This is a genomic window from Haloplanus litoreus (assembly GCF_045690335.1).
GTDB classification, from domain to species: domain Archaea; phylum Halobacteriota; class Halobacteria; order Halobacteriales; family Haloferacaceae; genus Haloplanus; species Haloplanus litoreus.
On record NZ_CP147874.1, the window covers coordinates 410643 to 430307 of the forward strand.

The 19665-nt window shown below is 67.0% G+C and carries 20 protein-coding genes; 7 read left to right on the forward strand and 13 right to left on the reverse strand.

Translation table 11 applies throughout. From position 1 onward, the window contains the following. Window positions 1-33: 33 nt before the first annotated feature. The 5 genes from V8686_RS02380 to V8686_RS02400 form a co-directional block, all read right to left on the reverse strand. Entirely contained in the window at window positions 34-366 is a 333-nt protein-coding gene (locus V8686_RS02380) for an ATP-binding protein (protein WP_379702373.1), read from the reverse strand. Window positions 367-712: 346 nt separating this feature from the next. Then, complete coding sequence (locus tag V8686_RS02385) at window positions 713-1447, reverse strand: bacteriorhodopsin (RefSeq protein WP_379702374.1); 735 nt, start codon at window positions 1445-1447, stop codon at window positions 713-715. A gap of 2 nt (window positions 1448-1449) precedes the next feature. Next, on the reverse strand, window positions 1450-3771 hold the full coding sequence (locus V8686_RS02390) for a methyl-accepting chemotaxis protein (RefSeq protein WP_379702375.1): 2322 nt from the start codon (window positions 3769-3771) through the stop codon (window positions 1450-1452). 81 nt (window positions 3772-3852) lie between these two features. After that, complete coding sequence (locus V8686_RS02395) at window positions 3853-4956, reverse strand: DoxX family protein (RefSeq protein WP_379702376.1); 1104 nt, start codon at window positions 4954-4956, stop codon at window positions 3853-3855. Window positions 4957-5405: 449 nt separating this feature from the next. Then, window positions 5406-5822, reverse strand: coding sequence for a DoxX family protein (locus V8686_RS02400; RefSeq protein ID WP_379702377.1), 417 nt, complete (start codon window positions 5820-5822; stop codon window positions 5406-5408). Between the two features lie 220 nt (window positions 5823-6042). Here V8686_RS02400 and V8686_RS02405 point away from each other — a divergent pair, with 220 nt between their 5' ends. After that, entirely contained in the window at window positions 6043-6387 is a 345-nt protein-coding gene (locus V8686_RS02405; protein WP_379702378.1) for a winged helix-turn-helix transcriptional regulator, read from the forward strand. On the opposite strand, the gene V8686_RS02410 is transcribed toward V8686_RS02405, so the two are convergent. Then, the gene (locus V8686_RS02410; RefSeq protein ID WP_379702379.1) at window positions 6388-6735 is read right to left on the reverse strand and encodes a hypothetical protein; all 348 of its coding nucleotides are present in this window, start codon (window positions 6733-6735) and stop codon (window positions 6388-6390) included. 588 nt (window positions 6736-7323) lie between these two features. On the opposite strand from V8686_RS02410, the gene V8686_RS02415 reads away from it, so the two are divergent. Both V8686_RS02415 and hemE read left to right on the forward strand, forming a co-directional pair. Next, window positions 7324-7878 (forward strand): DoxX family protein, encoded by a 555-nt coding sequence (locus tag V8686_RS02415; RefSeq protein ID WP_379702380.1) that lies wholly within the window; start codon window positions 7324-7326, stop codon window positions 7876-7878. Between the two features lie 333 nt (window positions 7879-8211). Further along, entirely contained in the window at window positions 8212-9219 is a 1008-nt protein-coding gene (gene hemE / locus V8686_RS02420; RefSeq protein ID WP_379702381.1) for a uroporphyrinogen decarboxylase, read from the forward strand. Between the two features lie 6 nt (window positions 9220-9225). Here hemE and hemG read toward each other — a convergent pair whose 3' ends face one another. Both hemG and hemH read right to left on the reverse strand, forming a co-directional pair. Further along, window positions 9226-10524: a protoporphyrinogen oxidase gene (gene hemG / locus V8686_RS02425; protein WP_379702382.1), complete on the reverse strand. Its 1299-nt coding sequence runs from the start codon at window positions 10522-10524 to the stop codon at window positions 9226-9228. Continuing rightward, window positions 10521-11567 (reverse strand): ferrochelatase, encoded by a 1047-nt coding sequence (gene hemH, locus V8686_RS02430; RefSeq protein ID WP_379702383.1) that lies wholly within the window; start codon window positions 11565-11567, stop codon window positions 10521-10523. Before hemH ends, hemG begins: the two co-directional genes overlap by 4 nt. Before the next feature lie 133 nt (window positions 11568-11700). On the opposite strand from hemH, the gene V8686_RS02435 reads away from it, so the two are divergent. Beyond that, on the forward strand, window positions 11701-12051 hold the full coding sequence (locus V8686_RS02435; protein WP_379702384.1) for a hypothetical protein: 351 nt from the start codon (window positions 11701-11703) through the stop codon (window positions 12049-12051). Here V8686_RS02435 and V8686_RS02440 read toward each other — a convergent pair. Further along, window positions 12033-13373, reverse strand: coding sequence for a PQQ-dependent sugar dehydrogenase (locus V8686_RS02440; protein ID WP_379702385.1), 1341 nt, complete (start codon window positions 13371-13373; stop codon window positions 12033-12035). The two genes, V8686_RS02435 and V8686_RS02440, sit on opposite strands and share 19 nt — an antisense overlap. 272 nt (window positions 13374-13645) lie before the next feature. Here V8686_RS02440 and V8686_RS02445 point away from each other — a divergent pair, with 272 nt between their 5' ends. Together V8686_RS02445 and V8686_RS02450 are read left to right on the forward strand one after the other, a co-directional pair. After that, window positions 13646-13828, forward strand: a complete 183-nt coding sequence (locus V8686_RS02445) for a hypothetical protein (protein WP_379702386.1) — start codon at window positions 13646-13648, stop codon at window positions 13826-13828. 78 nt (window positions 13829-13906) lie between these two features. Further along, window positions 13907-14770 carry a hypothetical protein gene (locus V8686_RS02450; RefSeq protein ID WP_379702387.1) on the forward strand — a complete coding sequence of 288 codons (864 nt, stop codon included), beginning with the start codon at window positions 13907-13909 and terminating at the stop codon, window positions 14768-14770. A 684-nt stretch (window positions 14771-15454) separates the two neighbouring features. Here V8686_RS02450 and V8686_RS02455 read toward each other — a convergent pair. Genes V8686_RS02455 through V8686_RS02470 form a run of 4 tightly spaced genes read right to left on the reverse strand, consistent with a single transcriptional unit; the run spans window position 15455 to window position 19208 of the window. Beyond that, a complete protein-coding gene (locus V8686_RS02455; protein WP_379702388.1) occupies window positions 15455-16087 on the reverse strand; it encodes a hypothetical protein in 633 nt (210 codons plus the stop codon). A 25-nt stretch (window positions 16088-16112) separates the two neighbouring features. Beyond that, a complete protein-coding gene (locus V8686_RS02460; protein WP_379702389.1) occupies window positions 16113-17792 on the reverse strand; it encodes a b(o/a)3-type cytochrome-c oxidase subunit 1 in 1680 nt (559 codons plus the stop codon). Next, window positions 17793-18299 (reverse strand): cytochrome c oxidase subunit II, encoded by a 507-nt coding sequence (locus tag V8686_RS02465; protein WP_379702390.1) that lies wholly within the window; start codon window positions 18297-18299, stop codon window positions 17793-17795. A gap of 15 nt (window positions 18300-18314) precedes the next feature. After that, on the reverse strand, window positions 18315-19208 hold the full coding sequence (locus V8686_RS02470) for a halocyanin domain-containing protein (RefSeq protein WP_379702391.1): 894 nt from the start codon (window positions 19206-19208) through the stop codon (window positions 18315-18317). A 269-nt stretch (window positions 19209-19477) separates the two neighbouring features. Here V8686_RS02470 and V8686_RS02475 point away from each other — a divergent pair, with 269 nt between their 5' ends. Next, entirely contained in the window at window positions 19478-19657 is a 180-nt protein-coding gene (locus tag V8686_RS02475) for a hypothetical protein (RefSeq protein WP_379702392.1), read from the forward strand. Window positions 19658-19665: the final 8 nt, after the last annotated feature.

The window sequence follows — 19665 nt, forward strand, 5'->3', positions numbered from 1 at the left end:
TCCCGTGTGCGTCCACGATCAGTTCGACGATGGCTAGCCCCAGCCCCGTCCCCCGTACCCGTGGTGTCCCACGTCGAACACCGCCTCGCCACCGTCAGCGGAGATTCTCGGGCCGTCGTCGGCGACGTAGAATCCCGAGCGGTCGTCAAGCGCGCCCACGGTGACGGTCACGCCGTCGTCCGCGGGACCGGAGTCGGTGCAATCGTCGGGCGCCGTCCGACTGCTCGTGGAGCCGTGCCCCGCGCAGTCGCCGAGCGGATTCTCGAACAGTCGTCTGAGCGCCGCCTCGTCGGCACGAATCGTGAGGTCGGCGTCCACCGCGAGTGTCGCGTCCGCGGCGGCGGACGGCAAACACGCCTCGGCCACCGACCGGACGGAGCAAGGAGTGGGCGTGAGCGTATCGGCACCACGAGCGAGCGTCAGCAGTTCCTCGATCAGGTCGAACGCACGGGCCGCGGGGTCAGTTCGACGCCGTCCATCGCACCAACACCGTAGTCGGCGACGACGCAGTCGACTGGCGAGTCGGCACCGGCGAGGACGGCGGGGCGGTCGCTACCGTGCGGATCGACAGGCGGTCGTCGGTCCGTTCCAGGTGCGTGGCGGCCGGCCGTGCAACCCCGTCGTCGTTGAGGGGCACCGGAATCGACGACCGGGCAGGCATATCGGTCATACCGCGAGCGGGGGTGTCTCCTCGGCGGTCACGGGAACGGGCTCAGTCGGCAGTCTGGGGGTCGGAGTCCGGCCCCGGTTCGACCGTGACGGCGCCGGCGTCGGCGGCCCCGTCGGCGTCGGCGAGGGCGTCCATCCCGTCGACGGCCAGCGCGACGAACGCCGCCTTGCTGATCAGATCGAGGTACGCGACGACGAGCATCGTCATGTCGCGGGTGAGCAGGCCGATGCCGGACGGCGCCAGCACCCAGACGACGGGGTAGAGCGTCCAGAGTGCGATAGTCAGGTTGCGGAGCGTGACGAAGAGGATACGCGCCCGCTCGTTCGAGAACGACGCCGTCCGGGGGATGCGTGCGTAGAGTTCGTACACCAGCACGCCGAACGCGGCGAGGCCGCCGGCAAACGCCAGCCACCGGACGGTCCCGGGGATGACGACGGCGACGGCGCCGAGGACGAGTAGCGTCACGTCGGCGACGACGAGCCGAGCGAGCGATCCGCGGCCGGTGTTCCCCAGCATCGAGAGGAAAAGGAGGATGAGCGGAGTCGTGAGCAGCCAGTCCACGTATCGGGGGAGGGAGACGATTCGACCGGAAACCGTGAGGTCACCGATCCGAAGCGCCATCAGCGTGTAGGCCACGGCCGCGATGCCGGTCACGCCCACGAGCGCGAGGTAGTGGTTGCGTCGGTCGGGGTCGTTCCCCAGCCCCCACAGCGGCGGGAGCGTACCGAGTGCCATGCCGACCGCGCCGAGAGCCGCCCACGTCGTCGTTCCAACCATGATTAGCGTCCTCCCTCCTCGTAGCCGCCGTCACCGAGCGCACTGGTCGACCGACCGCCGGCCGCCGTCGCGCCCGGTCCCGACGACTCGACCTCGAAGTCGGCGAGCTGTTCGCGCAGGCGCTCGGCTCGGCGCGTCAGTTCGTCCGCCGCGTCGTCGACTTCGGCGAGGGTCCGCTCCTGCCGGCTGGCGGTGTCGGTCACGCCGGTCGCCTCCTCGGCGGTCTGCTTGCTGATCGCCGCCACCTCGTCGAGGCTCTCGACCACCCGCTCGGTGGAGTCGGCCTGGCCGTCGGTGGCGTCCGCGATACCCTGGATGCTGGTGTCGATCTCCTCGACGTAGTCGGCGATCTGTTCCAGAGCGTCGATGGCACCCTCGACGGTCTCGACGCCCTCGGCGACGCGCTGGCCCGTCTCCTGGGTGCCGGAGACGACCTGTTCGGTCCGCGAGCGGACCGACTCGATGCGCGCTTCGATTTCGCCCGCGGACTCCTTGGTCTCTTCGGCGAGGTTCTTCACCTCGTCGGCGACGACCGCGAAGCCGTCGGCGTCGCCAGTCTCGCCGTTGGCGTGGGCAGCCTCGATCGAGGCGTTGAGCGCGAGCAGGTTCGTCTGCTCGGCGATATCGGTGATGACGTCGACGATTTCGCCGATTTCGGCCATCTCCTCGTTGAGCGCCTCGACTTCCGTCTGGGTCTCCTCGGTCGTCTCCTCGATCCCGTCGAGTTCCTCGACGGCCGCTTCCGCGGCGGCCCGACCGTCGGCACCCGCCTCCGCGGCGCGTTCCGAGGTGTCCGCGACCGTGTCGACGGTGGCGGCGATCTCCTCGGCGCTGGCCGAGAGGTCGTTCACCTCGCCCGTCATGTCCTGGAGGCTCTCGGTCTGGGTTCGTGCGCCGTCGGCGATTTCCGCGACCGACTCGTTCATATCCTCGCTCGCGGCCTTGACCTCCACCGCGTTCTGGTCGACCGCCTCGGCGGCGGTGGCCACCTCGGCGCCGAAGGTTTTGACCTCCCGGATCGTCGACTCGATGGCGGACACCATGTCGTTGAACGCGGTGCCGATGGTGGCCATCGCGTCGTTCGAGTCGTTCACGTCGATGCGGCGAGTGAGGTCGCCGTCGGCCACGTCTTGCATCACCTGGCCGTAGGTCTCGGCCGTGCGTTCGAGGCGTTCGTTCGTCCGGGTCGCCTCGGCGCGGGCCGTCTCGGCTTCGGCGCGGGCTTGTTCCGCCTCGTCCAGGGCGTCCTCGACCTCGTCGATGCGGTCCTGGAGCGAGTCACGCATCTGCCCGAACGACCAGTAGAGCTGACCGATTTCGTCGGTGCGACCGGTCGTCAGGTCGACGTCGAGGTCCCCCGTCGCCATCGCCTCGGCCTTCCCCGAGAGCCGACGCAGCGACAGTGTGGTCCGACTGCCGATGGTGACGCCGATCAGGGAGAGCGAGACGACGGCCACGAGGAGGAGTCCGACGATGCCCGAGACGATCTGTTTCTGGACGGCGAAGGCCTCCGCCGTGGGCTGAGAGACGACGACTGCCCAGTCGGTAGTCTCCATCGGCGCGGCGGCGACGGCCTCGTCGCTCTCTCGGGCGAACGTCGCGCCCTCGAACGCCGTCTCGGGAATCACCGTCGATAGCTCCGCCACCGCGGACCCGATCAGCTCCGTATTGGGGTGTGCGATGATCGTCCCGCCCTCACCCACGACGATGGTCTCGCTGTGTTCGGTCTGCTGGGCGAACCCACTCACCTGCCGTTCGAAATTGACCATGTAGACCAGCAGTCGGTCCGACCGACCGTCGACGGGTGTCGCGACGGCGATGGTCGTGAAATCGACCACGTCGGGTCGGAAGGGGTCCGTGACGAGGACGTCCTCCGATCCGGAGAACGAGACGCTCTCCTGAGCGAACGGGGCGCCCTGCGAGCGTGCGTCCACGCCGATCATCCGGTCGTTGGAACTCGTCACCAGTTCGCCGGTGTCGGCGTCGACGTAGTGGACGGCGACGACGCCGTCGGGCGCTCGCTCGTCGCTCGCGAGTTCGTCGAGATAGGCAGTCACCGTCGACCGGTCGTCGCTTCGGAGTGCCGGATGGTCGGCGGCGACCCGGGCCTGTGTCGTCACCCCCGACAGCCAGGCGTCGAGCCGCTCCGCTCGCTGTTCGGACGTATCGACCATGTTTCGCTCGACGTCATCCCGCAACTGCGCGGATGCATCGGCGCTCACCACCGCACCGACCGCAACCGTCAACAGGAGCGCGGCCACGAACGCGGCGGCCAGCTTCAGCCCGTAGCGCTCTCGCACGCGATCCAGAATGGGAATGCCCATACCTGTGCGCCGATAGCTGATCGGTTATCTTAACCGCACTCCTCCCAGTACAACGTCTGATAATCGCCGACCGGGAGCCGCTCAGTCGGCCGGGGAGGCTGCGTCGACGTCGGTCGGCGGAGTGGTGCCGAAGCGCGCTCGGAGCGCGGGGATCACCGACCGGTCCAGCGCGACGGGACCGCTGCCGGTGATGAGGAGGGCGGAGGTGAGACCGAAGAGCGTGACGTGGGCGAGTACCGGGTCGTCGGGGAGGCCAAAGAGGGTGGTCGTGAGGATGAGAAAGCCCGCCCCGGCCGCACTCCGCGTGAAGGTGCCGGTCAGGAGACAGAGCCCGACGACGAGTTCGCCGAGGCCCGCACCGAACACCCACATCTCGGGAGCGACGGGAAGGACGGCCGAGAGCTGGTACTTTTCGACGACCCGAAGCGCCCGTCCGGGGTTCAGCCACTTCTCGGTCACGCCGAGGTAGGCGAAGTTGAATCCGAGGAAGAGGCGGACGAGCAGGGGCGCGGCGTCCTTCTCGACGCCGACCCGCGCGAGGAGGTCGTTCGGCGTCGTCACGTCCCGGAACCGGCTGGCTATCGTGCCGTCGGTGAGAACCAGTCGCCGAAAGAGGAGGTCGGCACTCGGCTGACCGGGACCGACGAGGAGGATACCCAGAAAGCCGGCGACGTACTCGGAACTGAGCAGGAGCGTCGGGAAGTGCGTCGCCAGGCCGACGGCGTAGGTGACGAGTCCCGCGGCCGCCGCGAGCCGCGTCGCCAGCCCGAACAGGAGGAGGAAGGCGAGCGAAATCTGGACGAGGCGCGCCTCGACGGGGACGGCGGGAGAGAAGAAGTAGCCACCGAAGCCGGCGCCCATGAGCGGAAGCCCGGTGGCGAGACGTAACAGCCAGCCGAGGTACGGCTGGTACGACCGCAGCGTACGTCGCATCACAGTCACGTCCTTCAGGTGGTCGCCGTACCTGAGCCAGCCCGCCGTCGCCACGGCCACGCCCACCCCACCGGCGCCGAGGAGGACGAGGTTGAGCGGGTTCGAGAACACGGCCGTCAGGAAGTCGACGACGCCCGGCCCCCCGTCACCACCCTCCGTAACGTAGTCGACGTGTCCCGCGGCCGGCCGCGCCGCCACGACCATCCCCACGAGCGTTCCGGTCGTGAGGCGGCGTCCCCAGTCGGAGTTCATTATTTCCGATGAGGGAGCCAGCGATGATAAAAACTCGGCTCGACGCAGTATCGGCCGAACGGCGGGAGCGGGCCGGACGCGCCGCTCGCCGGCCGTTCGCACCGCGCAGATACCGAGGAGCGAGAGGATACCGGTGACGACGAACGGGAGCGGGGCGACGCCGGAGACGAAGAACCCATCACGAGAACGTCGGCGAATCCACCGGCGGACACACTCGCGAGACGCCGGACCGTGAGTGGTCCCTCGCTCGCCCCGAGTGCCGGTTTCCCCACTGCCTGGCTCCCGGATTTCCCGGCGCTGTGTCGATGATGGATCGGTACGGTACAGCCGTTGTCACAAAACAGAGATGACGGCTAAGACGCCCCAAGACGACCGTTTCTGGACGCAGAAACGGGTTCAATCGGTCGTATACGAGGATGACCGGCAGTCGGACGGCGGGTGGCCGTCGATCACAGGCCGACGTTGACCGCGAGCGGCCACGTCTCACTCGCGACGACGAGGAAGGCGAGAGCGCCGCCGAGGAGGGCGACGTTCTTCAGGAAGTTGTTGAACTCGTTCTGGTACTGCTCCTCGGGCGCGTTCCAGAAGTCGTGCATCGTGGGGGTCGCGACGACAAGGAAGACGGCGAGAGCACCGGCTGCGAGCGTCGGGTAGACGCCGAGGACGATACCCAGACCGCCGGCGATGAGGAGGCCACCGGAGATCGGCACCCCGAGCGACGCCATGGGAATCCCCTTGGCCTGCGCGTAGCCGACCATGCTCTCGGCGTTCTGGAAGTGATTGAGACCGGTGAAGGCCAGGACGGCGCCGAACAGGACGCGGGCGAGGAGGAAGGCCAGGCCCGCGCCGGCGGTGTCGAAGGCCATCAGGCGACCACCCCGACGGAGGTGGGCGTGCGGTGCGATACGGCGGCAGTGGATGAGCGAATCATCGTATCCATCAGTAGGTCCCCGACGAATATATACGTTATCTGACATTGGTGTTACCGGGTGGCGCCCGTGTCACCGGGTCGGCGCCTAACACGGTAACATTCTGCTACCTGATTCGTAGCGTAACTGCTAACCCGTTGGACGCCGAGGACGACACATGGCGAGAGGACCGGGAACCGGCGGCGACGAGGAGACCTGTTACGTCATCGACTCGCTCGAACAGATCGGCTCCCAGTGGCGGCTGGCGGTGCTGCACGACCTGCAGGAGGGCGAGAAGCGGTTCAACGAACTCAAGCGCTCGACGGGCGCGAGTTCCCGGACGCTCTCGCGGGTCGTCGACGACCTGCAAGAGATGGGCTTCGTCGACCGGCGACTGGAGGAGGACGCGCCGGTTGCGACGTACTACTCGCTGACCGAGAAAGGGGAGTCGCTCTGCCCGGTGTTCGACGCCATCGGCGACTGGGCGAAGGAGTGGGTCGCCGAGGACGAACTGGAGGCCTGATCAGTCCCCTCGGTTCGCCCAGGCGATGGCCGGTCCGGCGAGGAGGAGCATGATGCCAACGAGGGCGACGAGCGTCCAGACGCCGTCGAGTGCGCCGGGAGTCCGAGTCGCCTGCCGGGTCGCCTCGCCCGTCGACGGGTCACTCAGGAGGAGCAACGCCTTGTCCTGGGGAAGCACCGCCGCGTACGTTCGATCCGGTGACACCGAGAAGAAGCGGATCAGATCCGGCGACGCGTCGGCCGGCACGGAGAGACTTCGGCCGTATCCCCCGACGATGACGGCGATGACGCCGAGTAGGCTGACGTCGAGTGCGGAGGATCGTTCACGACTACGTATAGTTGGCTTCATGCCGCGCGCTACGGGACGGAGGCGCATATACTGTCGCCCGGGAATCGGCCTCGTGTTCAGCGTAGAACGCTTCCGCTGAAGACACCTCGAACGTCCCGCCTCGCTGCGCGCACTCGCTTCGCTCGCGTGCTTGCATCGGCCGCCTTCCTCCAGCGAGTCGCCCCTTTCAGTCCCACCCGACGGCGGCTGAGTGGCCAGCCGATCCGGGCGGGACCGAAAGGGGGAGCGTTCGAGGTGCTCCCAGTTTCGCCTGCGTATCTGAACACGACCGGAATCGGGGTAGCGTTCAGATGAGCAGGAAGAACGTCCCTGTCGAAGCCCCCACTCGGTGATCGGTTCCACCGACTGTGCTGAAGACGGGGAGCATATCTCACGCCGGGGCACCCGCAGTTAACAGGGGCCGCAGTCGGCCGATACAGAGCGCAAATTCAACACGAGGGGGCCGGTCGGAACCCAGACACGGTCTCTACAGGTGGCGAAACGCCGCTCGGTGTCGGCTGTAGATTCACCGTTAGGAGCGCACAGCACTACCCACAGTACGATAACATAGCTAACACCTTTATCACTCGTCCGCGTCTTGCTCCTGTGATGTCTTCCCAAGAGGTACGACTTCGGAGCACGGTCGCGGGATTCACCGCGGAAGGAAGGCTCCATACGCTGAGTATCTGGTTCATCCTTGCGTTACGTCTCATGATGGGGGTGGCGTTCTTTCAGAGCGGCTTCGAGAAAGTGCTGTCCGGGAGCTTCAGTGCATCGGGGTACCTGCAGAACGCACCGCCGGCCAACGGGAGTCCCGTAGCCGACCTCTTCGTTACGATGGGCAACACCGCGTGGTTCGTAGACTTCGTGAATGTTGCTGTCCCGTGGGGAGAGGTACTCATCGGATTGGGCCTCTTGGCCGGTGCACTAACGCGTCTTGCCGCGTTCTGGGGCGCATTTATGATGCTGCTGTTCTACCTGGGGAACTGGGAGATTTCCCACGGCTACATCAACGGTGACTTCGCGTACATGCTCGTGTTCCTCTCGGTCGCCGCATTCGGCGCTGGCCGTATTCTTGGACTCGATGCCTACGTGGAACAGTACGAAATTAGCGGTCAACCGCTCGTCGAACGGTATCCGTGGACTCGGTATTTCCTCGGCTAACGTCGTTTTTGAACGCCGACGAGTCCGCTCGTCAACCGAGACGTTCACGAGAGCAGCGCTCTTGTGAGCCAACCAGAAGCCTCTAGCCTCCGGTGACGGTCGTCAGACCGGCGATCCGGTGACGCTGCGGACACCGCAACGCAGTGAGGAGCGTGGTTCGAGAGGCAGTCGGTCTCTCGTCATCACGAAAGAGTACGTGCACTCTTTCGAACGACGGCGAGTCGCAGGCGACGAGCGTACGGGGGCTCGAGGTGGCGTTGATCCTCCCCCTCCACTCTAACACCGCCGGAATCGATGCGACATACTTAGCGGGCCTCGGCCCAACCACCCCCCATGACGCACCTCCTCGTCCGCGCGGCACGGGGCGAACGAACCGAACGCCCACCCGTCTGGCTGATGCGACAGGCCGGGCGGCACATCCCCGAGTACCGGGAGATCCGCGCCGACTACAGTTTCCGCGAGGCCATCGAGACGCCGGAGGTGGCCACCCGCATCACCCTCCTGCCGTGGGACCGCTACGAACCCGACGGCCTGGTGATGTTCTCCGACATCCTGACCGTCCTCGAACCGTTGGGGTTCGACTACCACCTCGAGAGCGGCGTCGGTCCCGTCGTCGAGAACCCGGTCGATGGGCCGGCTGACGCCGAGCGACCCCGAGGATCGGTGGCCGACGATCTCGATTTCGTCGGGGCACTCCTCGACAACCTGGTCGAACGGGTCGGCGACGAAACCGCCATCATCGGCTTCGCCGGGGGTCCCTTCACCCTCGCGTCCTACGCCGTCGCCGGCGGAACCTCGCGTAACCACGGCCCCGTTCGTCGCTTCCGCGCCCGCCATCCCGAGGCGTTTCGCACCCTCCTCTCGGCCTTCGCGGACATCGTCCGGGAGTATCTGGAGTATCAGGCCGACCACGGCGCCGACGTGGTCCAACTGTTCGATACGTACGCCGGCGTGCTCTCGCCCGCGGACTACCGCAAGTTCGTTTTGCCGCTTCACCGCGAGATTCTGTCCGATCTCTCGGTTCCCTCCATCGTCTTCGTCCGCAACATGAACGGCCGCCTCGACAGCCTCGACGCCACCGGCGCCGACGTGGTCGGGCTGGATTGGACCGTCGACATGGCCGAGGCCCGGGCCGAACTCGGGGACCGGCCGGTCCAGGGCAATCTCGATCCGCAGTATCTGTTCGGCACCACCGACTTCGTCCGCGAGCGAACTCGGGCGGTCATCGACGCCGCGGGGCCGCGCGGACACATCCTCAATCTGGGCCACGGCGTCGACCGCGACACGCCGGTCGAGTCCGTGCGAGCGTTCGTCGAGACGGCGAAGTCGATCAGCCGGTAGCGGTCACTACGCCTCGGCGACGGCGGTTGTCGCGGAGCCTTCGTCGCCGGTCGCGAACGCCTCGGCCAGCCGTCTCGCCTCGCGGACCCGCGCGGGGACGCCCATCCGCCCGGTGTAGTTGGTCGCCAGGGTTACGCCATCGGGCGGATCGACCGCTTCCATCGCCGCCCAGGACCCGTCGTAGGCGGGCATCCCGCGGGGGTGGCGGGTGACGTTCACCGCCTCGGCAGACACCCCCATCACCGTCTCGAACTCCTCGCTGGCGATCCGGCCGAGTTCCTCGTCGGATCGGTCGATCATTCCTGGGTGCTTCATCCCGCCGAGGAAGCAGGTATAGACGCCGTCGCGGTCGAACAGGCTGGCGTTCCACGTCACGCCGAGGGTTCGGAGCGACTCGTCGTGGCGCACCTGGTAGCCGAAGCCGTCGGGGTCGGCTTCGGAGACGAGGTGGACGTAGGCGAGCGGGTTGTAGTAGAGGCGGCGGAGCGCACTGGCGCTCTCGGGGTCGACACTGTCGAGGAGGCCGGCCGTCACGTCCGCCCGCGCGGTGAGGACCACGCGATCCACGGCGTAGCTCCCGTCCTCGGTGTCGAGACGGTAGCCCGTGCCGTCGGCCGCGACGTGCTCTACCGCCGTCTCGAGTTCCACCCGGTCGGCGTTGTGCTCGTAGAGTGCGCGCGGGAGCTGGGCCATCCCCTCGGCGAAGGAGATTGGCGGCTGGCGCTCCTTTCCGTCGAGACGCCGGTGGACGGCGGCCCGGACGAGACTCCCCGAGCGCTCCATCCGCCGCATCGTCCGCAGGGCGTACTCCCCGGGCATCTCGTCGGGGTCCGAGCCGTAGATGCCGCCGAACAGCGGTTCGATCATGTTGTGGTAGGCCTCCGACCCGAACTTTCGGGTGAAGTAGTCGGCGGCCGTCTCGTCGTCGCGGGCGCCCCCGGTCAGGGGTTCGGCGAGCATCCGGAGTTTCCCCCGGGCCGACAGCAGGTCGGTCGTCAGGAACGCCCGCGGCGAGAACGGGACCTGTCGGAGGCGGCCGTCGGCGTAGACGTACAGCGGCAGGTCGGTGTCGGCGGTCAGCAGGTCCCCACGCAGGCCACAGTCGTCGATCAGCGACTCGATGGCGGGCGTCAGGCGGGTGCGCTGGGGCCCGTGTTCGAGGACGCGCCCGTCGACGCGGTCCGATCGGATCACGCCGCCCGGCTTCGCCGACGCCTCGAAGGCGACGGCGTCGACGTCGCGCTCCCGGCAGTAGTGGGCGAGCGCGAGCCCCGTGATGCCGGCGCCGACGATGCCGACCGTCATGCCTCGTGAGGCGCGTTCAGACACATCGTCCCCGGTTCGTCTCGACACTCACACTGGTGGAGGCCGGCGTACTCCGGATCGTAGCCGGCGACGAACGGTTCCACCAGGTCCGCGAGCGCGCCGACGAACCGCTCGTCGTCGTAGGGGATGGGGACACGATGGAAGTCGAGACCGCGTTCTTCGGCCTCCTCGCGGAGTTCGATGTCGAGTTCCGAGAGTGTCTCGCTCTGTTCGTGCATGAAGCTCACCGGTTCGACGACGACGCGGTCCGCGTCGACCGTCTCGATGACCGCCTCGACGTCGGGTTCGGTCCACTCCACGTCGCGGTTCTCGTGGTTCTGGTAGCCGAGTTCGTAGTCCGGTGCGTCGAGTGCCGTCGCCACCACGCCGCAGAACTCCTCGGTGTACTGCTCGTACCGGCTCCCCTCGTCGAGGTAGTACTGGGGCGTGCCGTGCGCGGAGAACACGAGTCGCGTCCCGTTCCCCAGGGAGAGGTCGTGTTCGTCCAGATAGCGGCGGATGTTGTCGATACGGGCGCGGGTGTACGCGGGGTGTTTGTGCCACCCGGTGAGGCCGTCGACGGGGACGTCCCACCCGACCTCGTCGAGCGCCTCGTCGAGTTCGTCGAGCGACTGGACGGTCGTCGAGGGGCCACAGAGCGGGTAGATCGGAAGCCCGATCAGGTGGTCCACGCCGTCCTCGCGGGCCGCCTCCACCGCGTCGGTGATGAAGGGGTCCGTGTACTGCATCCCGTGGTAGGTTTCGACGTCGTACCCGCGTCGGGAGAGTTCCTCGTCCAGTAGCGTCGCCTGGGTGGTGGCGTGATCGATCAGGGGGGAGCCGCCGATGTCGTCGTACTCCGCCATGAGTCCGGGCGCGCGCCGTTTGGCCAGTTCCTGGGCGCGCTTCCGGGCCGCCTCCTCGGTCGTCTCCCCCTCGATCGACATGTTCGCCATGAAGATCCGTTCCAGGTAGTCGAGTACGTCCTCTCTACGCCCCTCTGACGGCTCACCGAAGTTGAGCAAAACGATCCCGGAAGTCATACGCCCGGTCTAGGGGTAGGTCGATACAAAACCTGTCGGTCGTCGCGAGGTGGCAGGGTTCGTCCCGACCATTTAACTGACGGTCCCGTATCGAGGGGGCGACTGGCCGATGAGATGTGTCGAGTGCGAAGGCATGTCGAAGTTCCACCGGGCCGTGGTCGAACTCGTGACCGGAACCGTCCTCGGGAGTTACCGTGTGACCTGCGAACGTCGACGCTTCGACGACGAACTCGACGCGCCCGCGGCGGACGGTTGCTGTGTCGAGTGTGACCGACCGGGCCACTACGTGCTCCCGGTCCACGAAGTCGATATCGACCTCACGGCAGACGAGGAGTCCGTCGAGACGGGGTGGCGGGGAAGAGCCGCTCCCCGCCGCTGTTTCGACCATCTGCTCGAACTCACCGACCCCGCCGAACTCGCCCGCCGGCGGCGCCGCGGCGTGGCGTGGCGTGGTCTCGCTCCTGATCACGCCACCAGCCGGTAGCACGTGCCGGTCGCCCCGGCGACGCCCGGACGCTCGCTCGTCAGCACGTAGAGCGCCCCCGCCGAGTCGCGGCCGAACGCACGGAGGAAGGGGACCGACGCGTCGCGAACGGGGACCGTCGAGAGCGGCCAGAGACCGTCCTCGGCGGGATCGGCGAGGAACAACTGGCCATCTGCTCGCCAATCGGCGAAGACGTACCGGCCGTCGAGGACGTCTACCGATCCGCGGTATCGGTAGCCGCCGACGGCGGCGACGCCGGTCGGGTCGTCGCCGTCGCCGATGCCGGGATGCGGGTACTCGACCACCGGGTCGCGGAGGTCGGCGCCGGAGAGCGTGTGACTCGGACAGCCCGCGGGTTCGTCGCGGGGTGCCGACGGGTCGAAACAGGCCGTCCCCTCGTGAACGTTCCATCCGTAGTTACCGCCGCGTTCGACGCGGTTCACCTCCTCGTAGCGCGCCTGACCGACGTCGGCAACCAGAAGCGCCCCGTCGTCGAAGGAGAACCGCCACGGGTTGCGAAAGCCCCAAGCCCACTGTTCGTCGAGGCCGTCACGGCCGACGAGGGGGTTGTCCTCCGGGACGGCGTACGGGTCGCCCGCGACGTCGATGCGGAGGACGCTCCCGAGCAGGTTCGTCGTCACGTCCTGTCCGTTACCGCCGCGAACCCGCTCGTACCAGTCCTCGGCGTGGCCGCGGCCCACGTCGCCGCTGCCTCCACCGTCGCCGACGCCGACGTAGAGGAAGCCGTCGGGGCCGAAGACGATTGCGCCGGCGTTGTGGTTCGGCTGGGGCTGGGGAATCTCCAGGACGACCTGCTCGCTCCCGACCGATCGCCCGTCGGGGTCCACGGGGAACGCCGAGAGGACGAACGTGTGGGAGTAGCCAGGGGGCGCCGACTCGCGGAGTGGTGCGCTGTAGCGGACGAACAGCCGGTCGTCGTCGGGAAAGTCGGGGTGGAGAGCCAGCCCGAGCAATCCCCGCTCGTCGGGGCCACTCCGGAGGTCGACGACCCGATCCGAGAGGTCGAGGAACGGATCGGTCGCGTCGCCGACGTACACCTGCCCCGGCTGGTCGGCGACGAACGGGCGGTCGGGTCCTGCCGGGAAGACGACGTCCGTCGGTGCAGTGAAGCCCTCGGCGATGCGTTCGGTCCCGACGCCCGACCGATCGGCGGTGGCGGTGGCGGTGGGTGACCCCGTCGACGACGTCGTGGGAGAGTCGCTGGTGCCTTCGGACGCGGACGACCCGCCGCCACATCCGGCGAGTCCGCCGACGAGGGCGACGGCCGTGTACCGCAGGAGCTGCCGGCGGTCGGCGGGCATGCTCACTCACAACCTGCCAGGGGTCGGTCGTCGGCGTTGGGCGTCCGTGCGGTCGGAGTCGGCCGGAGCATACCCACCGTACGTGGGGCCGAAAGGTCATAGTTTGGATCGACGGATAGTGTCACCCAGTTAATGGTGCGTTTTTGCCGGTTTGAACCGGGTGAAATCCGCGTCGATCGGGAAATCCCGAACGGACGGAATCCGTCTTCACCGGATCTTAGAATCCCAGTATGCTCCGGATACCTAAGCCGGATGGGGGAGAAAACCCGGCTATGAGCTCCGAATCAGCGACCGAGGGAAGGGGGGAGCGAGGAGCCGAAGCCGCGCCGGCACCGGTCGAAGCGTTCGAACGGCAACTGCAGACGGCGCTCGAATCGGCAGAGGGTGAGGAGACCAGATTCCACCTCCGACAGGCGCTCCAGCTCGCAAAGGCGCTCGAAGAGTCACGTCCGTAACCCGTCGACGTGACGTTCGTGCCCAACCGTCGTCGACAGTTAGTAATCGTTATACGCGGGGTGGACTAGGCCCCACGTATGCAACGACGCGCTGCGGCCATCTACGTCGCGTTCTTTATCGTGCTCGGCGCGGCGTCGTACTCGGTGATCGCAACGGCCACTGCGCCGACGGTCGAGTTCGACAATCCCGACCACAGACTCTCGCAAGGCGACGAGTTCTCGGTCGAGAACCGGCAGTACACCGTCACGACGATTTCGGCGGAGATGGAGGGTGGTGGCGGCGGTCACGGCGGCGCCGCGAGTGTCACGCGCTCCGGCCAGGTCTCCTGGACGAACGACTCCGCACGCTACACCCAGACATGGGAGCACAACTCCACCGTCACCTACCAGGGAGAGGACTACCGCGTCCTCGTCACACGGAGCGAAGACCCCACTACGTTCAGTCTGCAGGAGCCGATCAATCGAAGCGCAATCCTGCAGAACGACTCCGCCGTTCGCAACGAACTCGTCACGGTGAACGGCACCGAGTACGTCGTGCGCGAGAGCGGCGACGAGCGCTCGCTGACGCCGGCCAGCGAGTACTTCCCCGAACCGGCCTCGACCCAGTACAGCGAGGGCGACTCCCTCCCGTACCAAGGGAACACGACGACGGTGACCAGCGTGTCGAACGACAGCGCGACGTTCGCGTGGACGGCGCCCCGAACCAACACCATCGACGTCGGCGACGAGGCCAACGTCACGCTGAACGACCAGCAGTACTTCGCGTACTTCCCTGACAACAGCACGCTCGTGCTCGAGAGCGACTACGGGGTCTACGAACGGCAGACCGCAGAGATCGACACGTACCACGACCACGTCAACGGACTCTGGGGCATCTCCATCGTGAGTTTCGCCACGGCCATCCTGCTGCTCGGCATGGCGTACATGCCCTCGCGGTACTGAGTCCCCGAACCGTTCCGTCACCTTCTGTCGAACTCGTCACCGGCCGCCCGCCACACCGAGTGTACATCGCTGCACGCCCGACCGTGCACAGCCCGGTGATCGGCGTGTCAACGGACCGTTCCGACAGCTGGCCGCCGCGTCGGTACCCGTTCGTGGCGACGTGCCGTGTTATCGAGAACACCCGGAAGGCTCCGACGGAGACGACGGCGTGGGGCGACGCCACCGCAGAGCTGGGCGGACCGGCTCCCGGCGACTACGCCCGGGCCCGGGTACAGTTCGACTGTTCCGTCGACGAGGGGACCGTCAAAAAACGGGCCGCCCGGGGACACCAGTGGGCGGCGACGGACCGTATCGGCGGTTCAAAGCCCGCTGCACACGCGGGAGTGGGCCGACCGGCACGATACCGTTCGGCACCGACGAGCGGTGGCGGCTCCCAGCGTGGCACCGTGGAGGGATTCGAGGAGGGAGACGGGTACATCGATCCGGACCCGAAGGAGGGAACCACTAGGGAGACACGAGGAGCGGGAGAGGATCTGTGGAGCGCCGCCGATTCCGGCGCGCCGAACGCGAACCCGTGCGGAACACGCCGTTCGCACGCTACCAACTCCGGGAGCGCGAGAGGGAGGACCGAATCCGCGGGACGCTCCGGTGGAAACCGACTGCTTCGGCGACGTCGAGCCGCGATCAGCTGCCGCGAACCGGAATCTTCGCCAGATCGACGCGCCGTTCGATCGTTTCGATTTCGTCCTCGTCGTAGACGAGGGCGACGACGTCGACGGATCGAGGGGTCGAACCCGCGGGAACCGACCACTCGCCCGTGACGGTTCGGCTCTCGTCGGGCGCCAGTCGGTCGGTACTCGTCCGCCCCTCGACGCTCCGCCCGTCGTCCAGGTGGACGGCGAACATCTGGAACTCGTAGTCTGCCGTGCCGGTGTTCGTCACCTCGACGGTGAGCGACAGCGGCCACCGGTCGTCGCTCGTCTCCCGGAGAACGGCCGAGGCGAGCGTCTCCGTCCGGTCGGTTTCGGGGAGCATGTCGTCGCCGACACCGACGGCTTCCGGAGCGCCGTCGGTCTCGGTCGCGGTGCTCTCGGTCGAGTCGTCACCCTCGCCGCCGAACTGATTCTGGAGCAGTCCGAGGAACGTGAGCCCCTCGATGAGGATCGGGATCCCGATTCCGAACCCGACGAGCAAGCGGATCAACGTCCGCTTCGAGAGGCCGCCGGGCGTCCCGTCGGCCGAGTCTGCGTCCGAAGCGGCCGGCTGGCTGTTCGTCTCGTCGGTCTCGTCGCTTGGCGCGGTGGAATCGTCGGTCACGGGTGGAGAGGGGGAGAGAAGGGGGTTAGACCGGGATGGGCGGGCTGCCCGGTGCGAACAGACCGTCGCTGATGAGCGCCGACAGCGGCAGGCCGTAGGCGAGCACGATCAACACGATGGCGACCGCCGTCCACAGCTTCAGGTTGTCGAGGATCTTCGGGCTGTGTTCCGGGCCGGAGAGCGGCGCCGGAAGCCGGCCGTTGACTCGGATCGATTCATTGCCGTCCCCACCGAGCCACGTGCCGAAGATGACGATCAGGAAGAGCACGAGTCCCAAGAACAGAATCGTGCCCCCGAGAGCGATCTGGAGGCGCATCTCGCTCACGCCGCCGACGACGCCCTGGAACGTGACGGAGTCGTACTGGGGTTCGGCGGTGCGGCGCGGGATGCCCGCGATACCGGCCCGGTGCATCGCGTTCGACATCAGCGTCATGCCGACGAACCAGACGTAGGGCTGGACCGTCGCGAGAGACCGGAACCGCAGGCGGTTGCCCGTGATCTGTGGGAACAGCCAGTAGCCCGCGGCCATGAACGTCAGCGCGGAGGCCGTCCCAACGGTGAGGTGGAAGTGGCCGGGCACCCACAGCGTGTTGTGGATGAGGTAGTTGATGTTCATCCCGGCGTTGATCATGCCGGAGAAGCCGCCGGCGGCGAACATCAGTCCGGCGAGCGCACAGCCGGCGAAGGCGGGTTCGTCCCAGGGGAGTTTCCGCAGCCAGGAGAGTCGCCCCTCACCGCCACGCTGTCTCGCGCCGTGTTCGATGCTGGCGACGACGGTGAAGGCGGTGAGGAAGCTCGGCAACAGCAGGAACATGGTGTTCGTCATCGCGATGAACTTGAACCCCTCCGGAATCCCGGGGTCGACGTACTGGTGGTGGAAGCCAACCGGAGTCGACAGCAGGAGGAAGAGGACGAACACCACGCGTGCGAGCGGGTCGCTGAACAGGCGCCCACCGGAGAGCTTCGGCAGCACGGTGTACCAGATGAAGTACGCCGGCATGAGCCAGAAGTAGACGACCGGGTGGCCGAAGTACCAGAACAGCGTCCGGGTCAGCAGCGGATCGACCTGTTCGATCAGGCCGAGCGACCACGGCAGGAGGAAAAAGAGCACCTCGACGGCCACGCCGGCCGACGAGATGTACCACATCAGCATGGTCGTCAGCACCATGAACGTCTGCAGGGGGATGCGCTCGTCGGGATTGTCGCCCCGCCAGCGCCAGTAGGTACGGAACCAGTCGACGCCCGCGAGCCAGGTGCCCACGATGAAGAGCACGAGACCGAGGTAGAAGGCCGGATGCGCCTTCATCGGTGCGTAGAACGTGTACAACACGTCGGCGTTGAACGGTATCGAGGGGACCAGTCCCCCGAGGATGGTGACCGCAGCCATGACGGTACCGAGGAGCATCAGTCCGAACCAGGTCATCGCGAACCGCGCGCTCGGTAGCGAACGGTCGAGGCTACGGGTAACACCCCACGTGAACACGCCACAGAGCGCGAAGATCGTGAATATCAGCGCGAGCAGAACACCGTGTCCCGTGAGCACCGTGTAGTAGTCTGCAGAACTCACGAACCCGCGGAAGACGCCCGTCCGGTGGAGCGCCTGGATCATGCCGAACAGACCGCCGATGCCGAGGGCACCGAAGGCGACGATCATGTTCCAGCGGACGATGCGTGCGTCGGTCGGGAAGTCGTCGACGTATGCCATTTAGTTACCCTCCGTGTCGTACTCGTCTTCGGGAACGACGACGAGCTGGCCCGCCATCGTGTGGTGGCCGGAACCGCAGTACTCGTGACAGACGATCCCGTACTCGGCCGGTTCGTCGAACTGGACGGAGACCTTCGTTACCTGCCCGGGGACCACCATCGTGTTGACGTTGGTACCCGCGAGTTCGAAGCCGTGAACCACGTCCGCGCTGACGATGTAGAACGTCACCTCGGAGTTCGCGGGCACGCGGATCGGCGAGGTCGTTCCGGGCTGGAACAGGAACTGTCGAGCGATGACGTGGACCTCGTACTGATTCTCGCCGGTCCGAGTCACGCCCGGATCGGCGAACTCGGTCTCGTCGAGCGACCCGGAATCGATCGTTCCGCCCGAGTCGTCGACCATCTTTACCCCTGGGCCGACCGCTCCGTAGGTCACCGTCGCGATGAGACCGACGATCAACAGGAGCGCGGCAGCAGTCCAGATCTTCTCGTATCGATGAATTTCCATGCGTGTTCCCTCCAGTTACCCGACCACCGTTGGTCCGCCACCCAGGAACTCGACGAAGTACATGAACACCCACAGCAGGCTGATGATCCCGGCGTAGATGACGATCAACGTCGCCGTGCCGTAGGGGTTGTAGTCGTCGTGGTCGAGGTCGCGGACGATACCCTCTTCGAACACGGACTTGGAAGCCGTCCGTTCGGCCTGGGAGGGGGTCGTATCCGCCTCCCCGGTCGTCGTGAACTCGTCGTAGTTGAGGAACACCCAAGCGGTGAGCCCGAGGACGAGAGCGAGCGCCGCCGCGACGGCGCCACCGACCACCCGGAACATGAGCGAGAGGGTGGACGATCCGCCGCCACCGCCGGTTTCGCCGCCGCCAGCGGGCGTTCCATCGCCGGTCTCGCCACCGTCACCGCCACCACTGCCGCCACTGCCCCCGACGACGATGGCACCTTTCATGCCGAGTGCGAGGTGGGGCTGGCAGTAGTACTTGTAGATCCCCTCGGTCTCGAAGGTGTGTTCGTGGCTGAAACCGGTGTTTTCGATCGCATCGACGCCGCCCCAGTCGGCGTCTGACGGCTGCTCCTCGATCAGGATGTTGTGGGTGTCCGACACCCAGTCGAACGTCACCGTCGTTCCGGGATCGATCCTGACGGCAGCCGGGCCGAATGCGTAGGGGCCGCCGTTGCCCTCCGCGCCGACCTCGACCGTCACCGAATCCTGACCGGTGCGGTCGACCGTCCCGTCGAAGTTCTGGGTCGTCGCCCCCTTGCTGTCGCCGAACCAGCCGCCGTAGTCGACGCCGTTCTGTGCGGCGACGGTGCCGGCGCCGAGACCGGCCGCCACCGTACCGGCGGCCGCCCGCAGCGCCGCCCGTCGGGACAGGATGCGTCCGCGGTCGGTCGCGTCGGTCATACTCGTCGCCTCCTGTGGTCGTCGGTGAACGCCTCACGGACCGGTCGTGGGCGACCGTCGTCCTCGTGCCGAGGAAGACGATGCCGAGAGCGGCGTCCCCGTCGTCTCCCGGTCTCACCCCCGTACCGTTTGCCGGTGAGCCGTTCGCTACCGTCGGATGCCACCATACGTGCGACCACAGGACCTCCACTACATAATAGACGCACCCGATTTTCGGATCGCTGGAATAGCGGGGGTAGTTATTAGGCAGAAGTCCCGAGAATTCGGGTATGGTTTCGGTCCACCAGGTCCCGTTCGTCGCGCTGCTCGCGCTGCTTCCGGTCGCGCTGTACGCGCTGTCGGTCGAGATGATCGTGGTGGTGGCGCTCATCAACGTCGTCCTCATCGCCGCGAGCGTGTACACGATGTTCCTGCCCAGCGAATCGACCGTCAAGGCGGCATCCGCGTAGGCGATGAT

What these genes read in the sequence shown, in the direction of transcription:
- V8686_RS02465 (WP_379702390.1), bottom strand. Translation starts at nt 18,299, where the DNA reads ATGGAAATTCATCGATACGAGAAGATCTGGACTGCTGCCGCGCTCCTG.
- V8686_RS02395 (WP_379702376.1), bottom strand. Translation starts at nt 4,956, where the DNA reads ATGAACTCCGACTGGGGACGCCGCCTCACGACCGGAACGCTCGTGGGG.
- V8686_RS02440 (WP_379702385.1), bottom strand. Translation starts at nt 13,373, where the DNA reads ATGCCCGCCGACCGCCGGCAGCTCCTGCGGTACACGGCCGTCGCCCTC.
- V8686_RS02475 (WP_379702392.1), top strand. Translation starts at nt 19,478, where the DNA reads ATGGTTTCGGTCCACCAGGTCCCGTTCGTCGCGCTGCTCGCGCTGCTT.
- V8686_RS02415 (WP_379702380.1), top strand. Translation starts at nt 7,324, where the DNA reads ATGTCTTCCCAAGAGGTACGACTTCGGAGCACGGTCGCGGGATTCACC.
- V8686_RS02400 (WP_379702377.1), bottom strand. Translation starts at nt 5,822, where the DNA reads ATGGCCTTCGACACCGCCGGCGCGGGCCTGGCCTTCCTCCTCGCCCGC.
- V8686_RS02460 (WP_379702389.1), bottom strand. Translation starts at nt 17,792, where the DNA reads ATGGCATACGTCGACGACTTCCCGACCGACGCACGCATCGTCCGCTGG.
- V8686_RS02405 (WP_379702378.1), top strand. Translation starts at nt 6,043, where the DNA reads ATGGCGAGAGGACCGGGAACCGGCGGCGACGAGGAGACCTGTTACGTC.
- V8686_RS02435 (WP_379702384.1), top strand. Translation starts at nt 11,701, where the DNA reads ATGTCGAAGTTCCACCGGGCCGTGGTCGAACTCGTGACCGGAACCGTC.
- V8686_RS02450 (WP_379702387.1), top strand. Translation starts at nt 13,907, where the DNA reads ATGCAACGACGCGCTGCGGCCATCTACGTCGCGTTCTTTATCGTGCTC.
- V8686_RS02385 (WP_379702374.1), bottom strand. Translation starts at nt 1,447, where the DNA reads ATGGTTGGAACGACGACGTGGGCGGCTCTCGGCGCGGTCGGCATGGCA.
- hemG (WP_379702382.1), bottom strand. Translation starts at nt 10,524, where the DNA reads ATGACGGTCGGCATCGTCGGCGCCGGCATCACGGGGCTCGCGCTCGCC.
- V8686_RS02410 (WP_379702379.1), bottom strand. Translation starts at nt 6,735, where the DNA reads ATGAAGCCAACTATACGTAGTCGTGAACGATCCTCCGCACTCGACGTC.
- hemE (WP_379702381.1), top strand. Translation starts at nt 8,212, where the DNA reads ATGACGCACCTCCTCGTCCGCGCGGCACGGGGCGAACGAACCGAACGC.
- hemH (WP_379702383.1), bottom strand. Translation starts at nt 11,567, where the DNA reads ATGACTTCCGGGATCGTTTTGCTCAACTTCGGTGAGCCGTCAGAGGGG.
- V8686_RS02470 (WP_379702391.1), bottom strand. Translation starts at nt 19,208, where the DNA reads ATGACCGACGCGACCGACCGCGGACGCATCCTGTCCCGACGGGCGGCG.
- V8686_RS02445 (WP_379702386.1), top strand. Translation starts at nt 13,646, where the DNA reads ATGAGCTCCGAATCAGCGACCGAGGGAAGGGGGGAGCGAGGAGCCGAA.
- V8686_RS02390 (WP_379702375.1), bottom strand. Translation starts at nt 3,771, where the DNA reads ATGGGCATTCCCATTCTGGATCGCGTGCGAGAGCGCTACGGGCTGAAG.